This is a genomic window from Rhizobium leguminosarum bv. viciae USDA 2370, from assembly GCF_002008365.1.
GTDB classification, from domain to species: domain Bacteria; phylum Pseudomonadota; class Alphaproteobacteria; order Rhizobiales; family Rhizobiaceae; genus Rhizobium; species Rhizobium leguminosarum.
In genome coordinates, this window is sequence record NZ_MRDL01000059.1 from 540,466 (window position 1) to 560,500 (window position 20,035).

Here is a 20,035-nt window from a genome sequence, read left to right on the forward strand (position 1 = left end):
TCTCCTGCCCCTGCGTTTTCTTTATGCGGCATGCTCTGATGCCTTCGAATTGTTATGACCGCCGATACCCGACGCGAGCCGCATGATCGCTTCTTCCGTCATCGTCTCGCCCTCGACCTCGCCTGCAACCGTGCCCTCGTGGATGACCAGCACCCGGTCGCACAGACCAAGAAGCTCCGGCAGTTCCGACGAGATGACGACGATGCCGATGCCGGAGCCCGCGAGATCGCGCAGCAGCCGATGGATTTCCGATTTGGCGCCGACATCGATGCCGCGGGTTGGCTCGTCCATCAGGATGACCTTGGGATTGACCGCCAGCTGCTTGGCAATCGCCACTTTCTGCTGGTTTCCGCCCGACAGCGACGAGACCGGCATGTCGATGCCACCCATCCGCACGCCGAGCCGCCGGACTAGGTCGTGGGCCCGATCCGCCTCGGCTTTGGAATTCAACAGTCCCAGCGGTCCGGTCAGCGATTTCAAATCGAGAACGGCAATGTTCTGGGCGATGGAAAGATCAAGGAAAATGCCGGAGCCTTTCCGATCTTCCGACAGATAGACGACACCCGCCTGCGCGGCCTGCGCATAGGAGTGCGCCCACAGCCGCTGTCCATGCAATTGCACCTCGCCGTCGATTACCGGCCGCAATCCGCAAATGCCTTCGGCTATCTCGGTGCGGCCCGAGCCGATGAGCCCGCCGATGCCGAGAATTTCACCCTTGCGCAGGTCGAAGCTCACATCCGTGAAGCGGCTACCGTCGCCGAGATCGCGGACGCTCAAAATGATCTCGTCGGTCCGCTCCGCCAGCGCCTGCTTTTCCGGATAGAGCTGGGTGATCTCGCGTCCGACCATGCGGCGCACCACATCATCCGGCGTCAATTCCGCCACCATTTCCGTCGAGACATAGCGGCCATCGCGAAAGACGGTGACCCGGTCGCACAGGCTGAAGATTTCGGCCATGCGGTGGCTGATATAGATGATCGAAATACCCTGCGCCTTGAGGTCGCGGATGATTTCGAACAGGATCTGGGTCTCCGATTCCGTCAAAGCCGCCGTCGGTTCGTCGAAGATCAGCACGCGACAATCGAGCGTCAGTGCCTTGGCGATCTCGACAAGCTGCTGGCTGGAAATCGACAAATCACCGACTTTGCGGCGCACGTCGATTGGTGCCAGACGATTCATCACGACCTGCGCATCCCGCTCCAGCCGGCCATAATTCATGAAAGGCGAGCGGCGGCGGTTGGTCGCTGCCATGAACATGTTCTCGGCCACCGTCGCATCGGGGCAGAGCGCGATTTCCTGATGCACGAGGCCAAGCCCGAGCGATTGCGCCACGGCCGGCGACGTCACCTTTACCGGCGCGCCATCGACGAGAACGTCGCCCTCGGTCGGCTGCAGCACGCCGGCAATGATGTTCATCAGCGTCGACTTGCCCGCGCCGTTTTCGCCGCAAAGCGCATGAACCTCGCCCTTCTCCAGGCTGAAGCTCACATCCGTCAACGCCTTCACCGCCCCGAAGTGCTTGCTGACATTGCGGATTTCCAGAACCGGCACCGACGCCATCATCGTCTCCTCCTCACGCTCGCGGTGGCTGTCCGGAGTTTCCTGCCCCCGGACAGCCGGCACAAAGGCTTACTCCTCGATGCCTTTGGTGCCCCGCCGCTTCAGATACTTGTCCCAGTAGAAATCGTCGGCATTATCAGCCGTGACGATCGACAGGCCGTTGTCGACGAACGGAATGCTCATCGGGTTGAAGCCGGCGCGCTTGGCGTCGTTCATCGGGTCGATGAGTTCCGGATGCTTGGCAAGCCACAAAAGCATGAAGCCCATGTAACCCTGCATGCCCTGGTTCGGATTGATCGAACCGAACACTTCGCCCGCCTTGATCATGTCGAGGATGTTGGCATTGACGTCGGCGCACATCACGATGATCTTGCCGCCGCTTTCCTTGTTGGCCTGCGAAGCGCCGATGGCCGAATTCGCTTCCGGCATGAAGACGGCCCCAATATTCGGATGGGCCTGCACCAAGCTCATCAGGCCCTGATAGGCCTTGTTCGGGTCCTGGTTGGACGCAGCGCGGCCGACCAGCTTCATATCAGGATATTTTTCCTCCATACGGGCGATGAAGGCGGCGATACGCTTGTCGTGGTTGTCCTGGCCCGGATTTTCCAGAACGGCATATTCACCCTTGCCACCCATCTTTTCGGCAATCGCGTCGGCCGCATAGGTGCCTTCGCGGGTATTGTCCGAGGTGACGAACGAGATGCGCTTGGAAAGCGGCGCATCGGCCGCGAAGGTCACGACCGCCGTGCCCTGGTCGATCGCCCGGTTGATCGGCTCGATGAACGGATCGGAGTTCATCGGATGAACGAGGATACCGGCCGGGTTCTGGGCCAGCGCCTGGTCGAAGGTGGCGATCTGCTTGTTGACGTCATATTCCGGCGTGCCGGTATAGGCGGTCTCGCAGCCGAGCTGCTGACCGGCCTGCTTGAACATTTCATAGACCGGGAACCAATATTCGACGCCCGATACCATGACGTTCATGACGTATTTTTCACCCGGCTTGCAGCGGAACGGATTTTCCGTGCCCGCGCTGGCCACGCCGGCCAAAAGCGTCGATGCAAGGACCGCCAACGCGGTCGTGCTTAGAAATTTGCGCAAGTTTCCTCCTCGAGGCCGAAGCCCCTCCCAAATATCCGGCGGCGCCTCAGCGGCTGCCGATGATCCATTGAAGACCGGAGTTCCTCCTCGAAGTCCGGTATGGGCAGATAATCGCAACGGCAGAGCTCTGTCAATATAATTCATACTGTGAAATATATTTCAGGTATCGACGTTCTGAATGGCGATTGATGCCGCCTTCCGGCGCTCGAAGACATCGAGAAGCGGCATTGATGTCGCTGCATCGATTTGCCTGAAGACGGTCGCTCGAAGGCCGAAGCGGACCTTCCTCGCACGCGCAGCCGTTTTGGCAAGAATCTGAAGGGTAAAGACTAAGACCGCCGGAGCCTTTGATGGACGATTGTCTGGGCTCCGCAAGTTCTGCATTTCATCGCCTTCGGCAGGTCGAAACGCTGGTCAGAGACTCTCTAGAAGAACCCCAAAAGTAGGCCGCCATTCGTAGATATCGACGCTGCCGTAAACACCGGATTGGACGAAGGGATCTCCTGCGCTGAACGCCTCGAACTCCGCGAGCGTTTCGACTTCCGCGATCACCAAGGCGGTAGAACCCTTGCCCTCCGCCGACGGTGTAGAGGGTCCGGAAAGCAGGATGCGGATCGCCGCGCCTCGCAGATAGGCCTTGTGTTCGTCGATCAATCGGGAACGTTCGGCAGCCTTGCCGGGGTCGGATACCGCATAGCGGGCAACGATCATTCTCCACTCTCCACTGGCGTCAGCACGAAATCGAAATCGGAACGCCAGACCGTCGCACGATCGACACGCTCGAAAGGCGCAACCAGGCTGTTTTTCACCCCAAACACCGTATCGGATCCCAGATAGGGATCGTCGCCGACAAAGGTGTGGGTTACCAGCTTCCGATAACCTGAAGCCGTGATCAGGTAATGGGTATGGGCAGGACGGTAGGGATGGCGGCCGAGGGAGGTCAGCATCTGGCCGACCGGGCCGTCATCCGGAATCGGATAGGAAACCGGCTTTATGCCGACGAAACTATAGGTGCCATCTGCGCTGGTGACGAAGATGCCCCGGTTGTTCCACTTCGGCTGGATGTCCGGCTGCTGGACATCGTAGAAGCCATCGGAATTATCCGACCATACATCGATCTGGGCTCCCTCGATCGGATTGCCGTTAAGATCCAGCACTCGCCCGATGAAGAGACAGCTCTCGCCCTTGCCGTCGAGAGAGATGTTTTCACCCATCTGCCGTATGGGCGCGCCGTCGACATGGAACGGCCCGAACACGGTATTTTCCGTGGCGCCCGGCGGACGCCGGTTGTTGATTGCATCCACCAGCATCGACAAACCCAGCGTATCGCTGAGCAGGATGAACTCCTGTCGCTCGTCATGACAGAGATGGCCGGTTCGGGTCAGAAAGCCGATGGCCAACTCCCATTCCTCCTGGGCCAGGCTGATATCCTTGGCAAAGGCATGCAGGTGCCTGACAAGCGACGCCATGATTTCGGCCAGACGCGGATTAATGTCCCGCCCCATCCGCGAGTTGACGGCCTCCGCGGATCTCTCTTCGCTGAAATATTCGGGCACGTGGCCATCCTCCAAAGCGTTAACGCGGCCGCGCGCCCTCCCAGGCGCTCTCCAACAAAACCCGGATCGCTTCCCGTTCGATCGGGCGCGGGTTCCAGTAGGGGTTCTGGGCGGCGAGTTCCGCCGCAGGGTCCAGATCGGCTTCCTTCATACCCAGATCGCGCAGCGCCAAGGGGGCGCCGATCGAAGCGGCAAAATCATAAAGACCGCCGCCCAGCGAGCCGCCAAAAAGATCGGTAGCGGGTTCTAACGCATCCGCTGCGGCCTCCGCATTGTAGGCGGCAGAATGGGGAAGAATGACCGCATGGGTTTCCGCATGCGGCAGATCGAAGCTACCGCCTAGCGTATGGCAGAGCTTGTGATGCAGGGCCATGCCTACCGCTCCGAGCACCGTGCCGCACAGCCAGGAACCGTAAAGCGCTTCGCTTCGCGGCTCGATGTCCCCAGGGGCATTGACGATTTGAGGTAAAGCCTGCTTCAGCGCGCGCAGGCCCTCGACCGCCATCATCGACGAAATTGGATTGCGATCCTGTGCATAGAGACCTTCGACCGCATGCGCCATTGCATTGAGCCCGCTGCTGACGCTGATGTTGACCGGCAATCCCAATGTCAATTCTGGGTCGTAGATCACCACTTCGGGCAGGATGCCAGGCCCGCGGACCGTCGTCTTCTGCCCGTTTTCTGTCTGGCCGAGGATCGGTGTAACCTCCGATCCCGCATAGGTCGTCGCCACCACGATTTGTGGCGCGTCGTTGCGATAGGCGATCGCCTTGCCGAGACCGATCGTAGATCCGCCGCCGATTGCGACCACGCAATCGGCGCCGGCCAAGTTGTATGCCGCAATCGCGCGCTCGGTCACATCGACCGGCGTATGCATCGTCGCATCGTGGAATAGTCCCGCCGCAAGCGGACCGAGGGTAGCAGCGATCCGTTCGGCCTCCGCTTTCTGGTGCGGGGTCGAAAGGATCAGCGCGCGCTTGCCGCCCTGCCCTGCAATCGCCTCGGCGAGACGGTTCAACGAGCCGCTCCCGAAGAAGACCTGGGCCGCGCTGGCCGTGTATCTGAAAGGTGCAACCATGCTATCGATCGAGTTTGAATAGCGAAACCGCGTTGGTGCGACCGATCTTCAGACGGTCGGCCTCGGAGATGGTCGTGCTGTCGAACCAGTTTGCAGCATGGTCGACGTTCTCGAATGGCCAGTCTGTCGAGAACAGAATTCGGTCCGCGCCGATTTCCAGCATAGCATCGATAAGCGATTGCGTGCGGAAGTTCCCCGACGTCGTGATGTAGAAATTCTCGTTGAAATAATCGGCAATCGGGCGTTTGGCCGGATAATTCTTTTCCACCTTGACCCACGCATTCCGGTTGTCGATGCGCCACATCATGTACGGCAGCCCCTCGCCCATGTGACCAACGATGATCCGCAAAGCCGGATGTTCGTCAAACAGGCCGGATCCCATCAAACGTAACGCATGAACAGCGGTCTCCTGCGCGAACGCCCATGTCGGACCCATCAGCCAGGAATGGCCGGCATAGATCCGGCTATCCTGCGGCAACGGGTTGCGCGGATGCAGATAGAAGGGAACGTTGAGTTTTTCGACTTCCGCCCAGAACGGACGATATTGCGGCAGGTCGTAGTAGAGCGGCGTCGTTCCGTCGCCTTCCTGCGAGAAGCCATTGACCAGTGCGCCGACGAAACCCAGCGTTGTCACGCAGCGCTGCAATTCCTGCGCGGCCGCATCTGGATCCTGCAGGGGCAAAGCTGCAAATCCCAGGAAACGGTTCGGGTTCTTGACGCATTGCTCCGCCAGAAAGTCGTTGGCGCGCCGGGAAATTTCCAGGGCCTTTGCCTTATCTGGGATCGCCTGCACGGCCGGAGCGTTCAGCGACAGGATCATTTTCTCAATGCCGTGGGCATCCATCAGCCGCAAACGCTTGTCCTGGATATCCAGAAGACGGGCGGACAGTTCCGTCCAGTAGTCGCCCGGCACGAATCCAGCCGAATCCTGTAGCGTCTCGGGAATGGCGAAATGTTCTTCAAGCGCGATCTTGCCTTGCACGATATGCTCTCTTTCCTGTCTTAAGTCGAAACAATGGGGATGGCGGATCAGAATTGTCCCTTGGGCGGTAGACCGAGCAGCTGCTGGCCGACCATGGTGCCCACGGCATCCCAGTTCATGGAAATATGGCGCCCGACGGCATTTGCATCGCGCCATGCCCGCTGGACAGGATTGGACATCTGGAGGCCGAGGCCGCCTGTCGATGCATTGAGTGCTTCCACGGCCCGAAGGGCCAGGCTGACCGCAAAGGACTGGCTACGACGGGCGAGAATCCGATCGTCCTCGGTGATCTCGCCGGTGCCATCCTCGCGGGCCTGGGCCAGTTGCTGCGCCCGGGCAATATCGCGCAGAATGATTTCGCGGGCGGCATCCACGGATGCGGAGGCTTCCGCCACGCGAAGCTGGATCGTCGGAAATTCCGCGATCTTGTTGTTGCCACCGGCCACTGCACCACGTGTCACACGGGCCCCCATATGGTCGATATAGCTCTCCAATGCGCCCTTCGCCGCACCGACGGCTGCGCTGCCGAGGCAGAACGGAACCCCCATGAGCAGCGGAATGTTGAAAAGGCCGATACCCTTGTAGCCACGTCCGCCCGGCGTTCTGCCGGAGGTCGCATCCGGAAAGCTCAGCATGCGGTATTCCGGAACGAAGACATCCTTGAGGATCAGGCTTTTTGAGCCGGTGCCCGCGAGGCCGACAACGTCCCAGGTCTCGGCAATGGCATAATCGCTGGCGGGAACCAGAAGGAACGCCGGCACAGGACGCTCCCCCTCGCCATTTGGCGGAATGATCGCCGCACAGAGCGCCCACTGGGCATTTTCGCATCCGCTTGCAAAGGCCCAATCGCCGGTTAACCGGAAGCCACCGTCGACGCGTTCCGCCATGCGGACCGGCGCATAGGAACCGCAGAGCAGCGCATCCGGATTGCTGCCCCACACTTCCTGCTGAACCCTTTCATCGAACATGGCGAGGAGCCATTGATGCGCCGAAAGGAGGCCGGCAACCCAGCCGGTGGAGGCACAGGCCGACGACAGTTGGATATTTGCATCGACAAGCTCGGCAAACGATCCTTCGTCGCCACCGAAACGGGCAGGCTTGACGATATCGAAATAGCCGGCGGAGCGCAGCAGATCAATATTGCGTGCCGGCACGCGGCCGGATTTTTCCGTGTCGCGCGCGCCGGCACTGATCTCGTCCAACACCGGGGCGATACGATCTGCAAGACATGCGTTCTCAACCCGCGCCGAGGCGGGAAACAGGGCAGCTGTATTGTTCATGGAACTACCTTCAGTTCTGGGATGCAGGAAGCGCGTGCTGTGGCGCGCAATATTTCGAGTTCTCGTACATCAGCGCGGTCGTGTCGTCGGAATGGCGTGTATCCACCACCTGCCCGATGAAGATCGTGTGCGTTCCATAGGGAACCGCGCCCATACGGCGGCAGACAACCGAGGCATGAGCGGAGCCCAGCACCATCATGCCGCGCTCATGGCGAACCCAATCGGCAGCATCGAAGCGACGCTCAGGCGCAATCTTGCCGCTGAACCCTTCCGATACGGCTGCCTGCCTGTCGGTCAGAACGCTGACTGCGAATTCCGGCACCTCGAGCAGCATGTCGTGCAGGTAGGTGCGATTGTTCAGGCAGATAATGAGAGATGGCGGATCCATCGAAAGTGATGTGACGGCAGTAGCCGTCATTCCATGATCGGCACCGTTGCGACAGGCGGAAATGACCGTCACCGTTGCCGGGAAACGGCGCATGGTCGATCGAAACGCATCGCTGATCGGTGCGGGGGCCGGCGCTATGCCGAGGGCAGCAGTGGCAGACATGATTTCCTCCCGTGTCTCCTTGGTGTCCAAATTATTGCATTTGCAACTATTGTCAATGCAAATTTAGAAATTAGACGGGAAAATGCTTGATCTACCCAGCCGTTCTCGGCAGCAGAAAGCCAATCGTGTTGTCATCCCGGTAATTTAGGTGCATGTCGGAGGGAGCCCTCAGCAAGCCGAATCCCGCCAGCAGACAGAGACATGTACAAACTTACCGATTCCGTTCCCTATCTTCTCAATCGCGCCGGCGTGCGGATAGCCGAGGTATTCGCGCAGAGAATCGCCGAAGACAATCTCAGCGTGGCGATGTACCGGGTCCTGGCCATGCTCAAGGAACGCCGGGAGAGCACCCTGGGGGATCTCGCCGACGTCGTCTCTGTCGAGATTTCGACGCTTTCGCGCCTCGTCGGTACATTGGCCAAGCGCAAGCTGGTGTCGCGAACACGTCCGGAAGATAACGGCCGTATCGTCATCGTAAGGCTGACCCCGCAGGGCGAGGCGATGACGGAAAGGCTTATGCCGCTTGCCGTGGAACTTGAACGCACCGCGGTGCAGGACATGTCGGACGAAGAGGTCGCAGCCCTGAAGAAGGCGCTGCGCCGCATGCACAGCAACCTGCCGGCAATATCCGGAAAAGGAAAAGTTGCGAGCTGAAAAGTTTGCAGTTGCAAATATTTTATTCGCAAGTATTTAATAGCGTGTCATCGTTGTCTTGACATCGCCCTCTCACGGGCGAGTCTGGCGCTGGGAGGAACCACGCCGGCAACGATCCAGGAGGATTTGTACATGGATCGACGCGGACCTGCCGCTGGCAGGAGCGTACTTCTTGTACTCAAATGTATGGGGAGGGAAAATTGGCCATACAAGATCTCGCTATTATCAAGGAACACGTTCGCAGCCCGAATATCATCATCGCTCTTTGCGGTCTGCTGATCCTGTTCGACGGCTATGACCTGATCGTCTACGGCGCCGTCGCGCCGGCATTGCTCGGCGAAGCCAGCTGGGGCCTGACGCCCGGCCTGGTGGGACGCGCTGCCTCCATCACCCTGTTCGGTATGCTGCTGGGCGCTCTCGTTGCCGGAACACTCGCTGACAGGATAGGTCGCCGCAAGGTCATCATAGGCAGCCTGCTGAGCTTCTCCGTTATGATGATCGGCAGCGGTCTTGCGCCGAGCTTTCTCATTTTCGAGGGAACACGCTTTCTCGCCGGTCTGGGCCTTGGAGCTCTTTTTCCCACGGTAACCGCTTTAATCATCGAGTTTTCTCCGCCGAAGCGGAAGGCAATAGCCTACTCGATTGCTCTTCTCGGTTATCTGGCTGGCGGCATCATCTCGGGTATCCTCGGAATGCTGCTGGTGCAGACATACGGATGGCGTCCACTGATGATCATCGGCGGCGCACCGATCCTGCTTCTGCCCTTCTTCATCCGCCTCATCCCCGAATCCCCTGAATGGCTGGCAACGAAGAACCGCCAGACCGAAGCCAATCAGATTGCAAACCAGTACGGGCTGCCCGATCCCGTCGCCAGGCCTGTTGCGTCACGCCAGGTCGGCATCCGGTCGCTGTTTTCCGAAGGTCGCCTGCTGCCGACATTGAACGCATGGGGCATCCACTTCTGTTCGCTTCTGCTCACATTCGGCATGGTCAACTGGCTTCCGACCATCATGAACAAGATGGGCTATGACCTCGGTTCTGCCCTGCTCTTCTCGGTAACGCTCAATCTCGGAGCCGCAGTCGGCCTCCTGATCGGCGCAAGGATTGCCGACCGCGGAAACGTCAAGATAGTCGTTGCAGGGATGTTTCTTGTCGGAGCCGGCTCGATCTGGTTGCTGACGCAGGTGGATCAGGGCCTCCAGGTCTATGGTCTCGTCGCACTTGCAGGTACGGGAACGATCGGCACGCAGATCCTCGCCAACGTTCTCGTTGGAAACCTCTATCCGGTCGAAATCCGTGGAACCGGCCTTGGCTTCTCGCTCGGCATCGGCCGTATCGGAGGCATGATAGGACCGGCCATCGGCGGTGCGGTTCTGGGTGCAGGCCTGGCTCCGCAGTGGAACTTCTACATCTTCGCATCGGTAGCAGCCTTGGGATGCATGCTCGCACTCATGACGTTGCTGTATCGAAAAAAGGCTGATTGACGGCCAGGTTGTCGGCAGGCCTGCATCCAGAACCTGCCGACAAGTGGGCACAAGTGCCTAAAGAGACATCTCGCTGCCCAATTCGAGTGCAATCGCTTCAAACTGACCATTGACATCGGCAGTGTTAAGGCAGAAGCCGCATTCGGCCGCGCATGCGCGGCCGTTTTTGCGAGGATGCCACAGATGAAGACCCAGACGGGTGTCGCCAACGCCGGAAACCTGATCATAACAGGCGTCGTGCTGATGCTGCTCGGCGATCTGCTCTTTGCACTGAACGATGCAATGGGCAAATGGCTGGTCGCGAGCTTTGCCGTCGGCCAGGTGCTGGTGATCCGCTCGGTCGGCGCTTTCATCGTGCTCGGACCAATGATCCTCCGGCAAGGGCCGATGGCCCTGTTTCGCGTCGAGCAGAAAGGCCTCCAGTTCATACGTGTTTTGATGGCGACTTGCGATGTCGCGCTGTTTTATGCTGCCGTCGCCTATCTGCCGCTCGCAGATGTGATGACCTTCTATATGGCGGGACCGATCTATATCGCGGCGCTCTCGCATTTCTTTCTCGGAGAAAAGATCGGTTGGCGCCGTTGGCTGGCTGTTCTGATCGGCTTTGCAGGCGTCGTCATCGCGCTGCGTCCATCCACGGCGATGCTGTCGCTTCCATCGCTCTTCGGTCTTGTAGGCAGCTTTGCCTTTGCGCTGTCTCTGGTGATGAGCCGCTATCTGCGCTCGACCAGCGATACCACTCTGGTGACATGGCAGACGATTGCGGCCCTCGCGATCGGTATCGTCTTGAGCATTGGCCACTGGCAGCCGGCAACGCTCGTCGATTGGTCCGGCATGCTGCTGCTCGGGATCGTCGCCTCCTGCGCGCATCTGCTCATCACGCGCTCGCTGAAGCTCGCACCGGCATCGCTGCTCGCGCCGCTTCAATATACGCTGCTGCTCTGGGCAATCGTCCTCGGCTACCTCTTCTTCAACGATGTTCCCGATATGCAGATCATCATCGGTGCCGCGATCATCGTCGTTGCAGGGCTGTTCATCTTCCACCGGAAGAATCTGAAAGAGACGGTTCCGACTGAGGCCGTCCCGCCCGACGGCCATTGAAGCTATAGCGCTGCGTATCTGTAGCTTCCGTGGACTTTCCACGGAACAATCTGGACGCTTGCACGCTACTCCCGAGCATTCAAACATGGGAGATTTCAATGGCATCCATGACCCTCGAAGACCTATCCTCGCAACTGAAGAAGATCGATTTCTGCATGCTGTCGACGAACGCCGGGTCGGGCCGCATCTCGGCCCGACCGATGAGCAACAACGGCGACGTCGAATATGATGGGGATTCCTGGTTCTTTTCCTATGAAGACAGCAGAAAAATCACGGAGATCGAAGGCGTCGGCACCGTCTCGCTGACGTTCACGGCGCCTCCCAGCCTCCTCGGCAAGCCGGGGATTTTCATTGCTGTCGAGGGCGTCGCTTCGCTGGTACGGGATAAGGCGGCACTCGAAGAACATTGGATCCCCGATCTCGAGCGGTGGTTTCCTGACGGAGTGGACACTCCTGGGATCGTTCTCATCAAGGTTTCAGCGTCCTCCATCCGGTACTGGGATGGTGAGGAAAACGGCGAGGTCGCCCTGGCTCGCTCAGCGAGTTAAGGTAATGGCATAAAGGGTGCCCTACTCCGCGGACGGCTCCTCCCAGCCGAAGACGCTCCGGCCGCCGAAATCTGCGGATTGGCGAAATTCGCAGGCGATGATTTCCTTGAGGTCGGGACCCGTCACATAGCGTTCCAGCTGCCTGGATTGGTCGTCCAGGCGCTTGAGCGCCTGCAACTCCTCCTCGCGTCCCAGCCTGCCCTTCTGCACCGCCGATTTCATCACGGCGATCGTCTCGTCATAAACTTTGAGCGGGACCGGAAAAGGATGGCGATCCTTGCCGCCATGGGCGATCGAGAAGCGCGCCGGATCGGAAAATCGGCAGGGCGCACCGTGCACGACTTCCGCCACCATCGCCAGAGCGTTCACCGTGCGGGCACCGACGCCGGGAACGAGCAGCAACTCTTGGAAATCCGCTGGCCCGCGGTCGGCGGCGGCGGCCAGATTTCCGTGCAGGCGCCGCATGTTGACGTCACTCTCGCGGACATCGTGATGGGCAGGCATGATCAGGTGCGGCAGCATCGGCTGTTCGGCGGGTTCGGGCGCCGGCGCTTCGGCACGCAGCAGTGCGGCGGCTTCACGGATGATTCGGTCGGGACCGAGGGTCGCCAGCAGATCGAGCTGACCGCGCCGCGAGCGTTCGGCGCGCCTGTCGGCAAGATTGACGATCTCGCCCTGGCTCCGTCCCTCGATTGCCGCATGCGGCGAGTCGACGAAGCTCTCCAGCCCTTCGGACAGCCAGTGATACCGCCGGGCCTGACGCTTGTCGCCGTTCATGCCTTGCTGAACAACCACCCAATGGCCGTCATCGGCGACGATGAACCCGTGCAGATAGAGGTCGAACCCGTCCTGAAGGGCGGCGCTGTCGACCTTGGCGATGAGACGGCTCGTGGTCGCGAGCCCCTCCCCGTCAAGGCCGACACGCTCGCCGATCGAGACGAGCTCCTGCGGCGTCTTGCGAGAATGCGCGCCACGACCACCGCAGACATGCAGGCCGAGCTCGCCGGCGCGGGGCTTCAGCCCGCGCTTCAGCGCGCCGAGAACGCTGGTCGTGATACCGGAAGAATGCCAGTCCATGCCCATGACCGCGCCGAAGGACTGGAACCAGAAGGGATGCGCGAGCCTGCGCAGGAATTCGTCGCGGCCGTAGTGATGGACGATCGCCTCGGTGATCAGTGTTCCCAACCGCGTCATCCGGTCGCCCAGCCAATGCGGCACGCGTCCCCCGTGAAGGGGAAGATCGGCGCTGCCTGCTCGTTGTGACATCTCGTTTCCTTGCATTCTGCATCGCAGGCGGCCGTCGTCCGACGCCATCGGGGAACCCAGGCAAATTCCGGGCGTTTGTGCTCCAGTTAGAGGCCGAGGCAATCATGACGACATTCGAAACCATCTTCAATAACCCGAGCTTACCCCAGACAAAATCACAACGGCCGGGCGACCGCCAAGAACAGGAGGGCAGCGCCTTGCGCCTGAAAGGGAGTGCTGCCAAGGCGGCCTTCCTGATCAACGGCAACAGCTATTTCGCCGAGCTGGCGCGCACGTTGCGGCAGGCGCGGCGCACCATCTGGATCGTCGGGTGGGATTTCAATCCGAACATCCGGTTGGAACCCGAGAAGTCCGACGAAACGCTGGCCGACCTGTTGCATGCCCTGGCAGCGGTAAATCCGGAGCTCGAAATACGCATCCTCATCTGGGCGCTCGGCCCCGTCTATTCTGACAAGTCCCTGCGGGTGCTGCGGAAGAAAAACTTTCCCAGAAATGGGCGGATCGATTTACGCTTCGAGCCTCAGCCAACATTGCGCGGTTGTCACCATCAGAAACTCGTCTGTATCGACGATGCCGTCGCCTTCATCGGCGGCATAGACCTGACGTCGCGCCGGTGGGACACCTGGCTCCACCGCGCCAAGGATAAATTGCGACGTGACCCCAAGGGCGTTTCCTACGATCCGCTGCATGACGTTCAGGCAATGGTCACCGGCGACGCCGCAAGGCTGATCGGCGATATCGTCAGGCAGCGCTGGGAAAACGCTACCGGCGAAAACCACCTGTCGTTGGCCGAAGACGTCCCTTTCGCCTGGCCGGAGGATCTCGCCGTTTCGATGAGGGAGATCGCGGTCAGCTTCGCGCTGACGGAGCCGTCGACCGCACTTCGCCCCGGCATCAGCGACGGCATCGCCATGACATTGGACGTCATCGCCCGGGTTCGGCGGCAGCTTTACATCGAGGCGCAATATCTCGCCTCCTTCCGCGTCGCCGACGCCATTGCCGCGCGACTGCAGGAGGAAGACGGGCCTGAAGTCGTCATCATCTGCACGCGCAGCTCTCACGGGCTGATCGAAAAGCTTGTCATGGGCGGCAATCGCGACCGGGTCATCCGCCGCCTGAAACGCGCCGATCGTGCGGACCGCCTGCGCGTCTATTATGCCGTCGTGCCCGGGCCAATCGTACCCGAGCCAGTCCCGCCTGGAGAGAATGGCGAGGTCGAGGTGCTCGTCCATTCCAAACTGATGATCGCCGATGACGAGCTGGTCCGCATCGGCTCCTCCAACCTCAACAATCGCTCGGAAGGACTGGATTGCGAATGCGACATGCTGTTCGAGGCCGGCAACAACGAGCATCGCCGCGCGATCGCGGATCTGCGCAATCGCCTGCTTTCGGAATATCTCGGAACCACCCCGGAAAGCTTTGCCGCAGCCTTTATGCAAAGCGGCTCGTTGATCGAGGCGGTCGACGCGCTCAATGATGGCCCTCGGGGCTTGCGGGAATTCACCGTCGAGCTGCCGGGCAGCATTTCGCCGATTTCAGGCACCGCGCTCTTCGACCCGGTTCGACCCTTCGCCCCTCTAGACCGACTGGGCCTCGGCGCGCTCGTCCGCCTCCTCATCCGCCCCGCGTGATCTCCAGCGGAAGATCACCTCGCTGATGACGAGAAGCGTTGTGCCGAACACCAGCGGAATGAAGAAATAGGCACAGCGAAACGCAATCAGCGCGCCGATCGAGGCCTCCTTCGGCACGGCATAGGAGACGGTTGCCTCGAGGACGCCCAGACCGCCTGGAACATGCGTTGCGAGAATAGCCGAATTGGCGAGGACGTAAGCCGTCACCGACCTGAAGAAGGCGACGTCGCCGAAGGCAGAGAGCATCTGGTGCAGACAGGCGGACACGAGCATGAAGTTGACCGTCCCGACCCCGACCTGCGCGACCGCGATCGAAAATCGCGGCAGCTGAAATGACCAGCGCCACAGCCGCAACGTGCCGCGGATGAAGAACGCCAGGCCCGAATAGACGACCGGCACGACCAGCGCCAGCGCACCGAAGATGCGGACGCTTGCAGGATCGATGCGCAGCAGGCGTCCGGCATCGCCGGGATTGACGATCATCGCAAGACCACCCAGCGTGATCAGCCCGAGCCCCACGGTGACACCGCAAAACAGGATGATCTTCGCCACGTCCTCCGCTGTCAGTCCCCAGCGCGAATAGAAACGATAACGGAAGGCGCCGCTGCTCAGCCCGGCAAAGCCGATATTGTGGCCGAGCGAGAGGCTGATGAAGGACGCCAGCGCAATCCTGGAATAGGGCAAGGATTTGCCGAGCGAACGGATCGCCAGGAGATCGAAACAGCCGAGGCACAGATAGGATGCCGCCGCGAAGAGCAGTGCTGTGCAAAAGGTCGAAAGAGGTATGCTGCGGACCGATTGGACGATCTCTCCCAGACTATACTGCTCGAAGATCCGACAGAGGAGAAAGACCGCGAGACAAAGGGCGGCAACGAGCAGTCCATTCCAGATTATGCTTTTCAAGCTCATCGATTGTCCATTTCCGAGATGCGAGCGCCACGGCTCGATCATCTGGAACGATCAAACGAGTTCCGTGTTCCCCCGGGGAACAAGTTCTATGTTCCCCGGGGGAACGAGCTTTCAGCGGGCCTATGCCGGATAAATCAATCAGACTCCTGACCTATAACGTCCACAGTTGCATCGGCAGTGACCGGAAGCTCGATCCCGGCCGCATCGCTTCCGTCATCGCTGAAGCTGAGGCCGATATCGTCGCGCTTCAGGAGGTCGATGTCCTCAGGCGCAGGACCGGCGGCGTCGACCAGGCCCACGCGATCGCCTCGCTTCTGAAGATGCAGGCGCATTTCCATCCGGCCCTGTCGATTGCCGAGGAGCAGTATGGCGATGCGATCATCACCTCGCTGCCGACAGGCGCGGTCAAGGCCGGCCCGCTGCCGTCCATCGGCGAACAGCGGGGCGCCTTATCCGTCGAAATACTGGTCGGCGACAGAAAACTGCTGGTCATCAACACCCATCTCGGCCTTCGCGGCCGCGAGCGCATCCGGCAGATGACGACGCTGCTGAACTCGGGCTGGCTGCGCGGCACGGCGGACGAGCCTCTTCCCACCATTCTCTGCGGCGATTTCAACGCCATTCCGTCATCAGCGACTTACCGACTTGCCACGCGGTCATTGAAGGACGCCCAGCTCGCAGGCGACGCCGCGCCGAGAGCGACCTTTCCCTCCCGTTACCCGCTGATGCGCCTCGACCACATCTTCGTCAGCGACGATCTCATCGTCAAGCAAGCGGCGGTCCTGCAAAACCGCCTGACAAGGGTTGCCTCTGACCACCTCCCTCTGTTTGCCGAAATCGGTTTCGCCTGATCAGTCATCGCTGCTGACGATTTTCACCTGGCGAACTTCCGGTTCATCGCCGCCGCCACCAACGGCAACGCCGTCGTCGCCACGGCACCCAGAGGCAGTCGCCTGATGCCCCTCGTGACGACGAAGGTCGCCGCCATTGCGGCTGCCAGCTTGAGCCAGGGCTGATTGCCGAGCTGCGCATGAGCGCTTGCATCGGCCCATCGGACGTTCTCTGTAACGACGGTCGCGGCCTGTTGTTGGATCACGTGAAGGCGAGCGCGAAGGTTTTCGATCTCTTCTCTCAGTTCTCGCAGCCGGCCTTCGAGGGCATGACCATCGGAGACCAGGAGAGGTTCCTCGACGGTGCCTTCAACCGGGGCATGACCACCGAGCGTGGCAATATACGCCCGATACTCGGCCTCGCTGGCAAAACCCTCACGTCTGATGAGATCAGGGTTGATATTCGCCTCTTCGAAGGAGGCCGGTGCGGTTTCCACACCGTCGCGCATACCCTTGTCTGTGCCGATGTCCCCGCGTTCGTCCTTGAACATGATGCGTCTCCAGTTGTTCCTGGCGATAGAACGCCCGACGGCTCAGAAGGATGCATCGGCTGCCCGCCCTCGGGCTGGACAAAATGCTGGTTTCGGCGAATATTGAAACGAATATTTCACGAGTTGTGCAGTATGAAATATTTATTCCACTGATGCGTCATGCGTCCGGCAGGGATTATGTGCAGAGCCGGTTCGAGGGGACCGGTATCTTCACCCGAGATTGATTGTCTGCTTCAAGCCATTTCCTTCCGACGGATCTAGGAATTTCGGAAGGTCAAGAGGAGGGGCGAGCAGCCGTTGGTTGCGAGCAAACCCGTGGCTGCCGCCTCAGGCGGAAGGAGGATTTCACTCGAAGGGAGGCGATCTGCAACAGCCCTGCGCCAAGGCGCCGCAACGAGACTGTGAGCCGAGGAGGGACTCATGTTGGGAAGGCTGTTGTCACGTGTTCGCATCCAGACGCAGGTGATGGTGTTCATCGTTCCCTTCGTCTTCAGCATCATGGCCGTGGGTGCGACCGGTTTTTATGCGTCGAGCTTGCTTCAGGGGCGGATGGATATTTCCAATTCCGTTCTGCAGTCGTTGAGCGGATTTCGCGATTTGTCGGCCGCGATGGGCGAATTCCTCGCCAATGCCACGCAAGAAAACCGCGATGTTGTCACCCGCAAACTTGCCGATCAGCGCGTTCTTCTGAAATCCGGCATCGATAGGCTCACCGCGGATCGCGGCGGTCAGCAGGAGCTGGAGCAAGCGCTGTCTTCCATCGACGGAATTTCGGCCCGCATGGATACACTGTGGCAACTTCAGGAAACTCGGTCGGCGCTCTTTACCGATCTACAGAAGGCGCAGAGCGTCGTCGTGTCGTCCCAGACGGATATCGTTGAAGGCTCCAAGGTCCTCCAGCGCGCCGCCGACATGCAGGAAGATGAAGCCCGCAATACGTTGGGCGATGCACAGCGCATTTCGGACTTCGCCTCCTTCGCCCAATCGCTAAACGACAAGGCTCAAGCCGCCGCCCCTATCGGCGGCCCCGATATGGAGGAACTCACCCGGCAGCAGCGCATCGTGGGAATGGCGCTCGGCGGCGAGGCACCGGAAGCCAAAAAGGCGATTGACGATGCCATTGCTTCGTTGAAGCCGCTTGTCGAAGCCTCCAGCCAGACCGAGGAGCGTACAGCCGGTCTCAGGAATGCGACGAGCCATATCGTCGGCAGGCTGCCCGAATTGCAGGAGGTCGCCTCACGGCGCGTGAAGGCGGTTACGGATAAGGCGGCCGAGACCGCCAAAACGGTCGAGCGCGCCAAAACCAGCCAGAGAGACGGCCAGAAACTCACGACCTCGGCTTACGTGATTCAGATCGTTATGGCGAAACTGACCTTGGCGCCAACGGACGCCAATCTCCAGCGGCTTTCGCAGGAAATCGCGGCTGTCAGAAAGGGCCTGGACACGCTGATTTCCAATGCCGGCGGTGTCGCGCAGTTCGATAATCTCAAAGCCAAGCTTCTGCCGGCGCTGGACAAAATGCAGAAGGCTGCCACCGACCTCGTTCGCATCAGCGCGCAGCGCCAGGACGAATTCCATTTGGCCGCGGCCGACGTGGACCGGATGTGGTCTCAGTTGACTGCATTCGCCGAAGTGCAGCGGCAGAATGCTGCTGAGGAACGCGCGGATGCCAATTCGATGTCCCTGGGAACGACGATCCTCGGCGTGGTGATCGCAATCCTCGCAGGCGTCGGGCTGACCGTTACGCTCAAGGGGCCGATCAATCAGATCACCTCGGCTATGAGGCGCTTGGCGGACGGCAAACTCGAAACATCCATCGTCGGTGACAGCCGAGCCGATGAAATCGGCGATATGGCCCGCGCCCTGGGCGTATTCAAGAATAATGCCATCGCCAAAGTCGAGATCGAGGAGCGTAGCGAGGTCGAGCGATCGAGGGCCGAGGAGGAGCGGCATCGCAATGATGAAGAAAAACGCACGGTCGAAGAGCAGATAGACTTCGCGGTTACGGCGCTGGCGGAAGGTCTCGGACGTCTGGCACGGGGCGACATTTCTCAGACGATCGCAACCCCCTTCTTCGGCCGATTGGAGCAGCTTCGTAACGATTTCAACTCGTCGCTCCTCCGGCTGCAGGAAACGATCGACCAGATCCGCACCAACACCCGGATGATCGAAGGGAACGCCGGTCAGATGGATCTTGCCGCGAACGATCTTGCGCGGCGCACCGAACAACAGGCCGTCGCACTCGAAGAGATAGCCGCAGCTATCGAAGAGATCACTACTACGGTTCGTTCGTCGGCGGCCTGCGCCGATGATGCCCACCAGATCATCACGGACACCAAACAGGTGGCCGATTCGTCATCCCAGGTCGTTGCAAGCGCCATCGACGCGATGGGCAAGATCGAAGCGGCATCCGACGAGATCGTTCAAATCATCGGCGTCATCGATGAAATCGCGTTCCAAACGAACCTGCTTGCCCTGAACGCCGGCATCGAAGCGGCCCGCGCCGGCGAGGCCGGAAAAGGCTTTGCGGTCGTGGCCCAGGAAGTGCGCGATCTGGCTCAACGCTCCGCGGAGGCCGGCCAAAGGATCAAACAGCTCATCGGACGTTCGCAGACGGAGATTACCAACGGAGCGCGTGTCGTCCGCGAGACGAGCGAAGTCCTCGAAAGCATTTCGGCGAAAGTGGTCACCGCCTCCGAGCAGATGGACGTCATCGCTCGCTCGAGCAGAGAGCAGTACAACGCCCTCCATGAAGTGAATTCTTCCGTCAACCGGATGGATCAGATGACGCAGCAGAATGCGGCCATGGTCGAAGAAACCAGCGCGGCGACGAAGGAACTTGCCGACGAGACGAGGATACTCCTCCAGTTGATCGATCAGTTCCAATTGGAGCAAACGGGGGCGCTTCGTCGAACCGCCGCGGCATAGAACGGTCATCCGCTTGGCGAGCGGCTCAA

The 20,035-nt window shown here is 60.2% G+C and carries 18 protein-coding genes; 7 read left to right on the forward strand and 11 right to left on the reverse strand.

From position 1 onward, the window contains the following. Positions 1-21: 21 nt before the first annotated feature. The 8 genes from BS629_RS36620 to BS629_RS36660 all read right to left on the reverse strand — a co-directional run bounded on the left by BS629_RS36620 (position 22) and on the right by BS629_RS36660 (position 8,104). A complete protein-coding gene (locus tag BS629_RS36620; protein ID WP_020493436.1) occupies positions 22-1,560 on the reverse strand; it encodes a sugar ABC transporter ATP-binding protein in 1,539 nt (512 codons plus the stop codon). Between the two features lie 69 nt (positions 1,561-1,629). Next, the gene (locus tag BS629_RS36625) at positions 1,630-2,658 is read right to left on the reverse strand and encodes a substrate-binding domain-containing protein (RefSeq protein WP_077988805.1); all 1,029 of its coding nucleotides are present in this window, start codon (positions 2,656-2,658) and stop codon (positions 1,630-1,632) included. A 414-nt stretch (positions 2,659-3,072) separates the two neighbouring features. Further along, the gene (locus tag BS629_RS36635) at positions 3,073-3,369 is read right to left on the reverse strand and encodes a YciI family protein (RefSeq protein ID WP_018245855.1); all 297 of its coding nucleotides are present in this window, start codon (positions 3,367-3,369) and stop codon (positions 3,073-3,075) included. Next, positions 3,366-4,214, reverse strand: a complete 849-nt coding sequence (locus BS629_RS36640; protein WP_026188712.1) for a dioxygenase family protein — start codon at positions 4,212-4,214, stop codon at positions 3,366-3,368. The genes BS629_RS36635 and BS629_RS36640 overlap by 4 nt, the downstream gene beginning before the upstream one ends. A 19-nt stretch (positions 4,215-4,233) precedes the next feature. Then, positions 4,234-5,292, reverse strand: coding sequence for a maleylacetate reductase (locus tag BS629_RS36645; protein ID WP_018245857.1), 1,059 nt, complete (start codon positions 5,290-5,292; stop codon positions 4,234-4,236). A gap of 1 nt (position 5,293) precedes the next feature. After that, on the reverse strand, positions 5,294-6,274 hold the full coding sequence (gene tsdA, locus BS629_RS36650; protein WP_018245858.1) for a gamma-resorcylate decarboxylase: 981 nt from the start codon (positions 6,272-6,274) through the stop codon (positions 5,294-5,296). 47 nt (positions 6,275-6,321) lie between these two features. Further along, positions 6,322-7,554, reverse strand: a complete 1,233-nt coding sequence (locus tag BS629_RS36655; RefSeq protein ID WP_018245859.1) for a flavin-dependent monooxygenase — start codon at positions 7,552-7,554, stop codon at positions 6,322-6,324. A gap of 10 nt (positions 7,555-7,564) precedes the next feature. Then, a complete protein-coding gene (locus BS629_RS36660) occupies positions 7,565-8,104 on the reverse strand; it encodes a flavin reductase family protein (RefSeq protein WP_018245860.1) in 540 nt (179 codons plus the stop codon). A 201-nt stretch (positions 8,105-8,305) separates the two neighbouring features. Between BS629_RS36660 and BS629_RS36665 the strand changes: the two genes are divergently transcribed. The 4 genes from BS629_RS36665 (at position 8,306) to BS629_RS36680 (ending at position 11,891) form a co-directional block, all read left to right on the forward strand. Beyond that, on the forward strand, positions 8,306-8,758 hold the full coding sequence (locus BS629_RS36665) for a MarR family winged helix-turn-helix transcriptional regulator (RefSeq protein ID WP_018245861.1): 453 nt from the start codon (positions 8,306-8,308) through the stop codon (positions 8,756-8,758). Between the two features lie 182 nt (positions 8,759-8,940). Continuing rightward, the gene (locus BS629_RS36670; RefSeq protein WP_018245862.1) at positions 8,941-10,242 is read left to right on the forward strand and encodes an MFS transporter; all 1,302 of its coding nucleotides are present in this window, start codon (positions 8,941-8,943) and stop codon (positions 10,240-10,242) included. 183 nt (positions 10,243-10,425) lie between these two features. Continuing rightward, positions 10,426-11,343, forward strand: a complete 918-nt coding sequence (locus BS629_RS36675) for a DMT family transporter (protein WP_018245863.1) — start codon at positions 10,426-10,428, stop codon at positions 11,341-11,343. 98 nt (positions 11,344-11,441) lie between these two features. Then, the gene (locus BS629_RS36680) at positions 11,442-11,891 is read left to right on the forward strand and encodes a pyridoxamine 5'-phosphate oxidase family protein (protein ID WP_018245864.1); all 450 of its coding nucleotides are present in this window, start codon (positions 11,442-11,444) and stop codon (positions 11,889-11,891) included. Between the two features lie 21 nt (positions 11,892-11,912). On the opposite strand, the gene BS629_RS36685 is transcribed toward BS629_RS36680, so the two are convergent. Further along, on the reverse strand, positions 11,913-13,157 hold the full coding sequence (locus BS629_RS36685) for a DUF763 domain-containing protein (RefSeq protein WP_018245865.1): 1,245 nt from the start codon (positions 13,155-13,157) through the stop codon (positions 11,913-11,915). Positions 13,158-13,261: 104 nt separating this feature from the next. Between BS629_RS36685 and BS629_RS36690 the strand changes: the two genes are divergently transcribed. Beyond that, positions 13,262-14,788 carry a phospholipase D-like domain-containing protein gene (locus BS629_RS36690; protein ID WP_018245866.1) on the forward strand — a complete coding sequence of 509 codons (1,527 nt, stop codon included), beginning with the start codon at positions 13,262-13,264 and terminating at the stop codon, positions 14,786-14,788. On the opposite strand, the gene BS629_RS36695 is transcribed toward BS629_RS36690, so the two are convergent. Beyond that, positions 14,735-15,697 (reverse strand): lysylphosphatidylglycerol synthase domain-containing protein, encoded by a 963-nt coding sequence (locus tag BS629_RS36695; protein WP_026188713.1) that lies wholly within the window; start codon positions 15,695-15,697, stop codon positions 14,735-14,737. The genes BS629_RS36690 and BS629_RS36695 overlap by 54 nt on opposite strands. Positions 15,698-15,819: 122 nt before the next feature. Between BS629_RS36695 and BS629_RS36700 the strand changes: the two genes are divergently transcribed. Next, the gene (locus tag BS629_RS36700) at positions 15,820-16,548 is read left to right on the forward strand and encodes an endonuclease/exonuclease/phosphatase family protein (RefSeq protein WP_018245868.1); all 729 of its coding nucleotides are present in this window, start codon (positions 15,820-15,822) and stop codon (positions 16,546-16,548) included. A 23-nt stretch (positions 16,549-16,571) separates the two neighbouring features. Here the strand turns inward: BS629_RS36700 and BS629_RS36705 are convergent, their stop codons facing one another. Beyond that, entirely contained in the window at positions 16,572-17,078 is a 507-nt protein-coding gene (locus BS629_RS36705) for a hypothetical protein (protein WP_018245869.1), read from the reverse strand. Positions 17,079-17,498: 420 nt separating this feature from the next. Here BS629_RS36705 and BS629_RS36710 point away from each other — a divergent pair, with 420 nt between their 5' ends. After that, positions 17,499-20,006, forward strand: a complete 2,508-nt coding sequence (locus tag BS629_RS36710) for a methyl-accepting chemotaxis protein (RefSeq protein WP_018245870.1) — start codon at positions 17,499-17,501, stop codon at positions 20,004-20,006. The last annotated feature ends 29 nt before the right edge of the window (positions 20,007-20,035 follow it).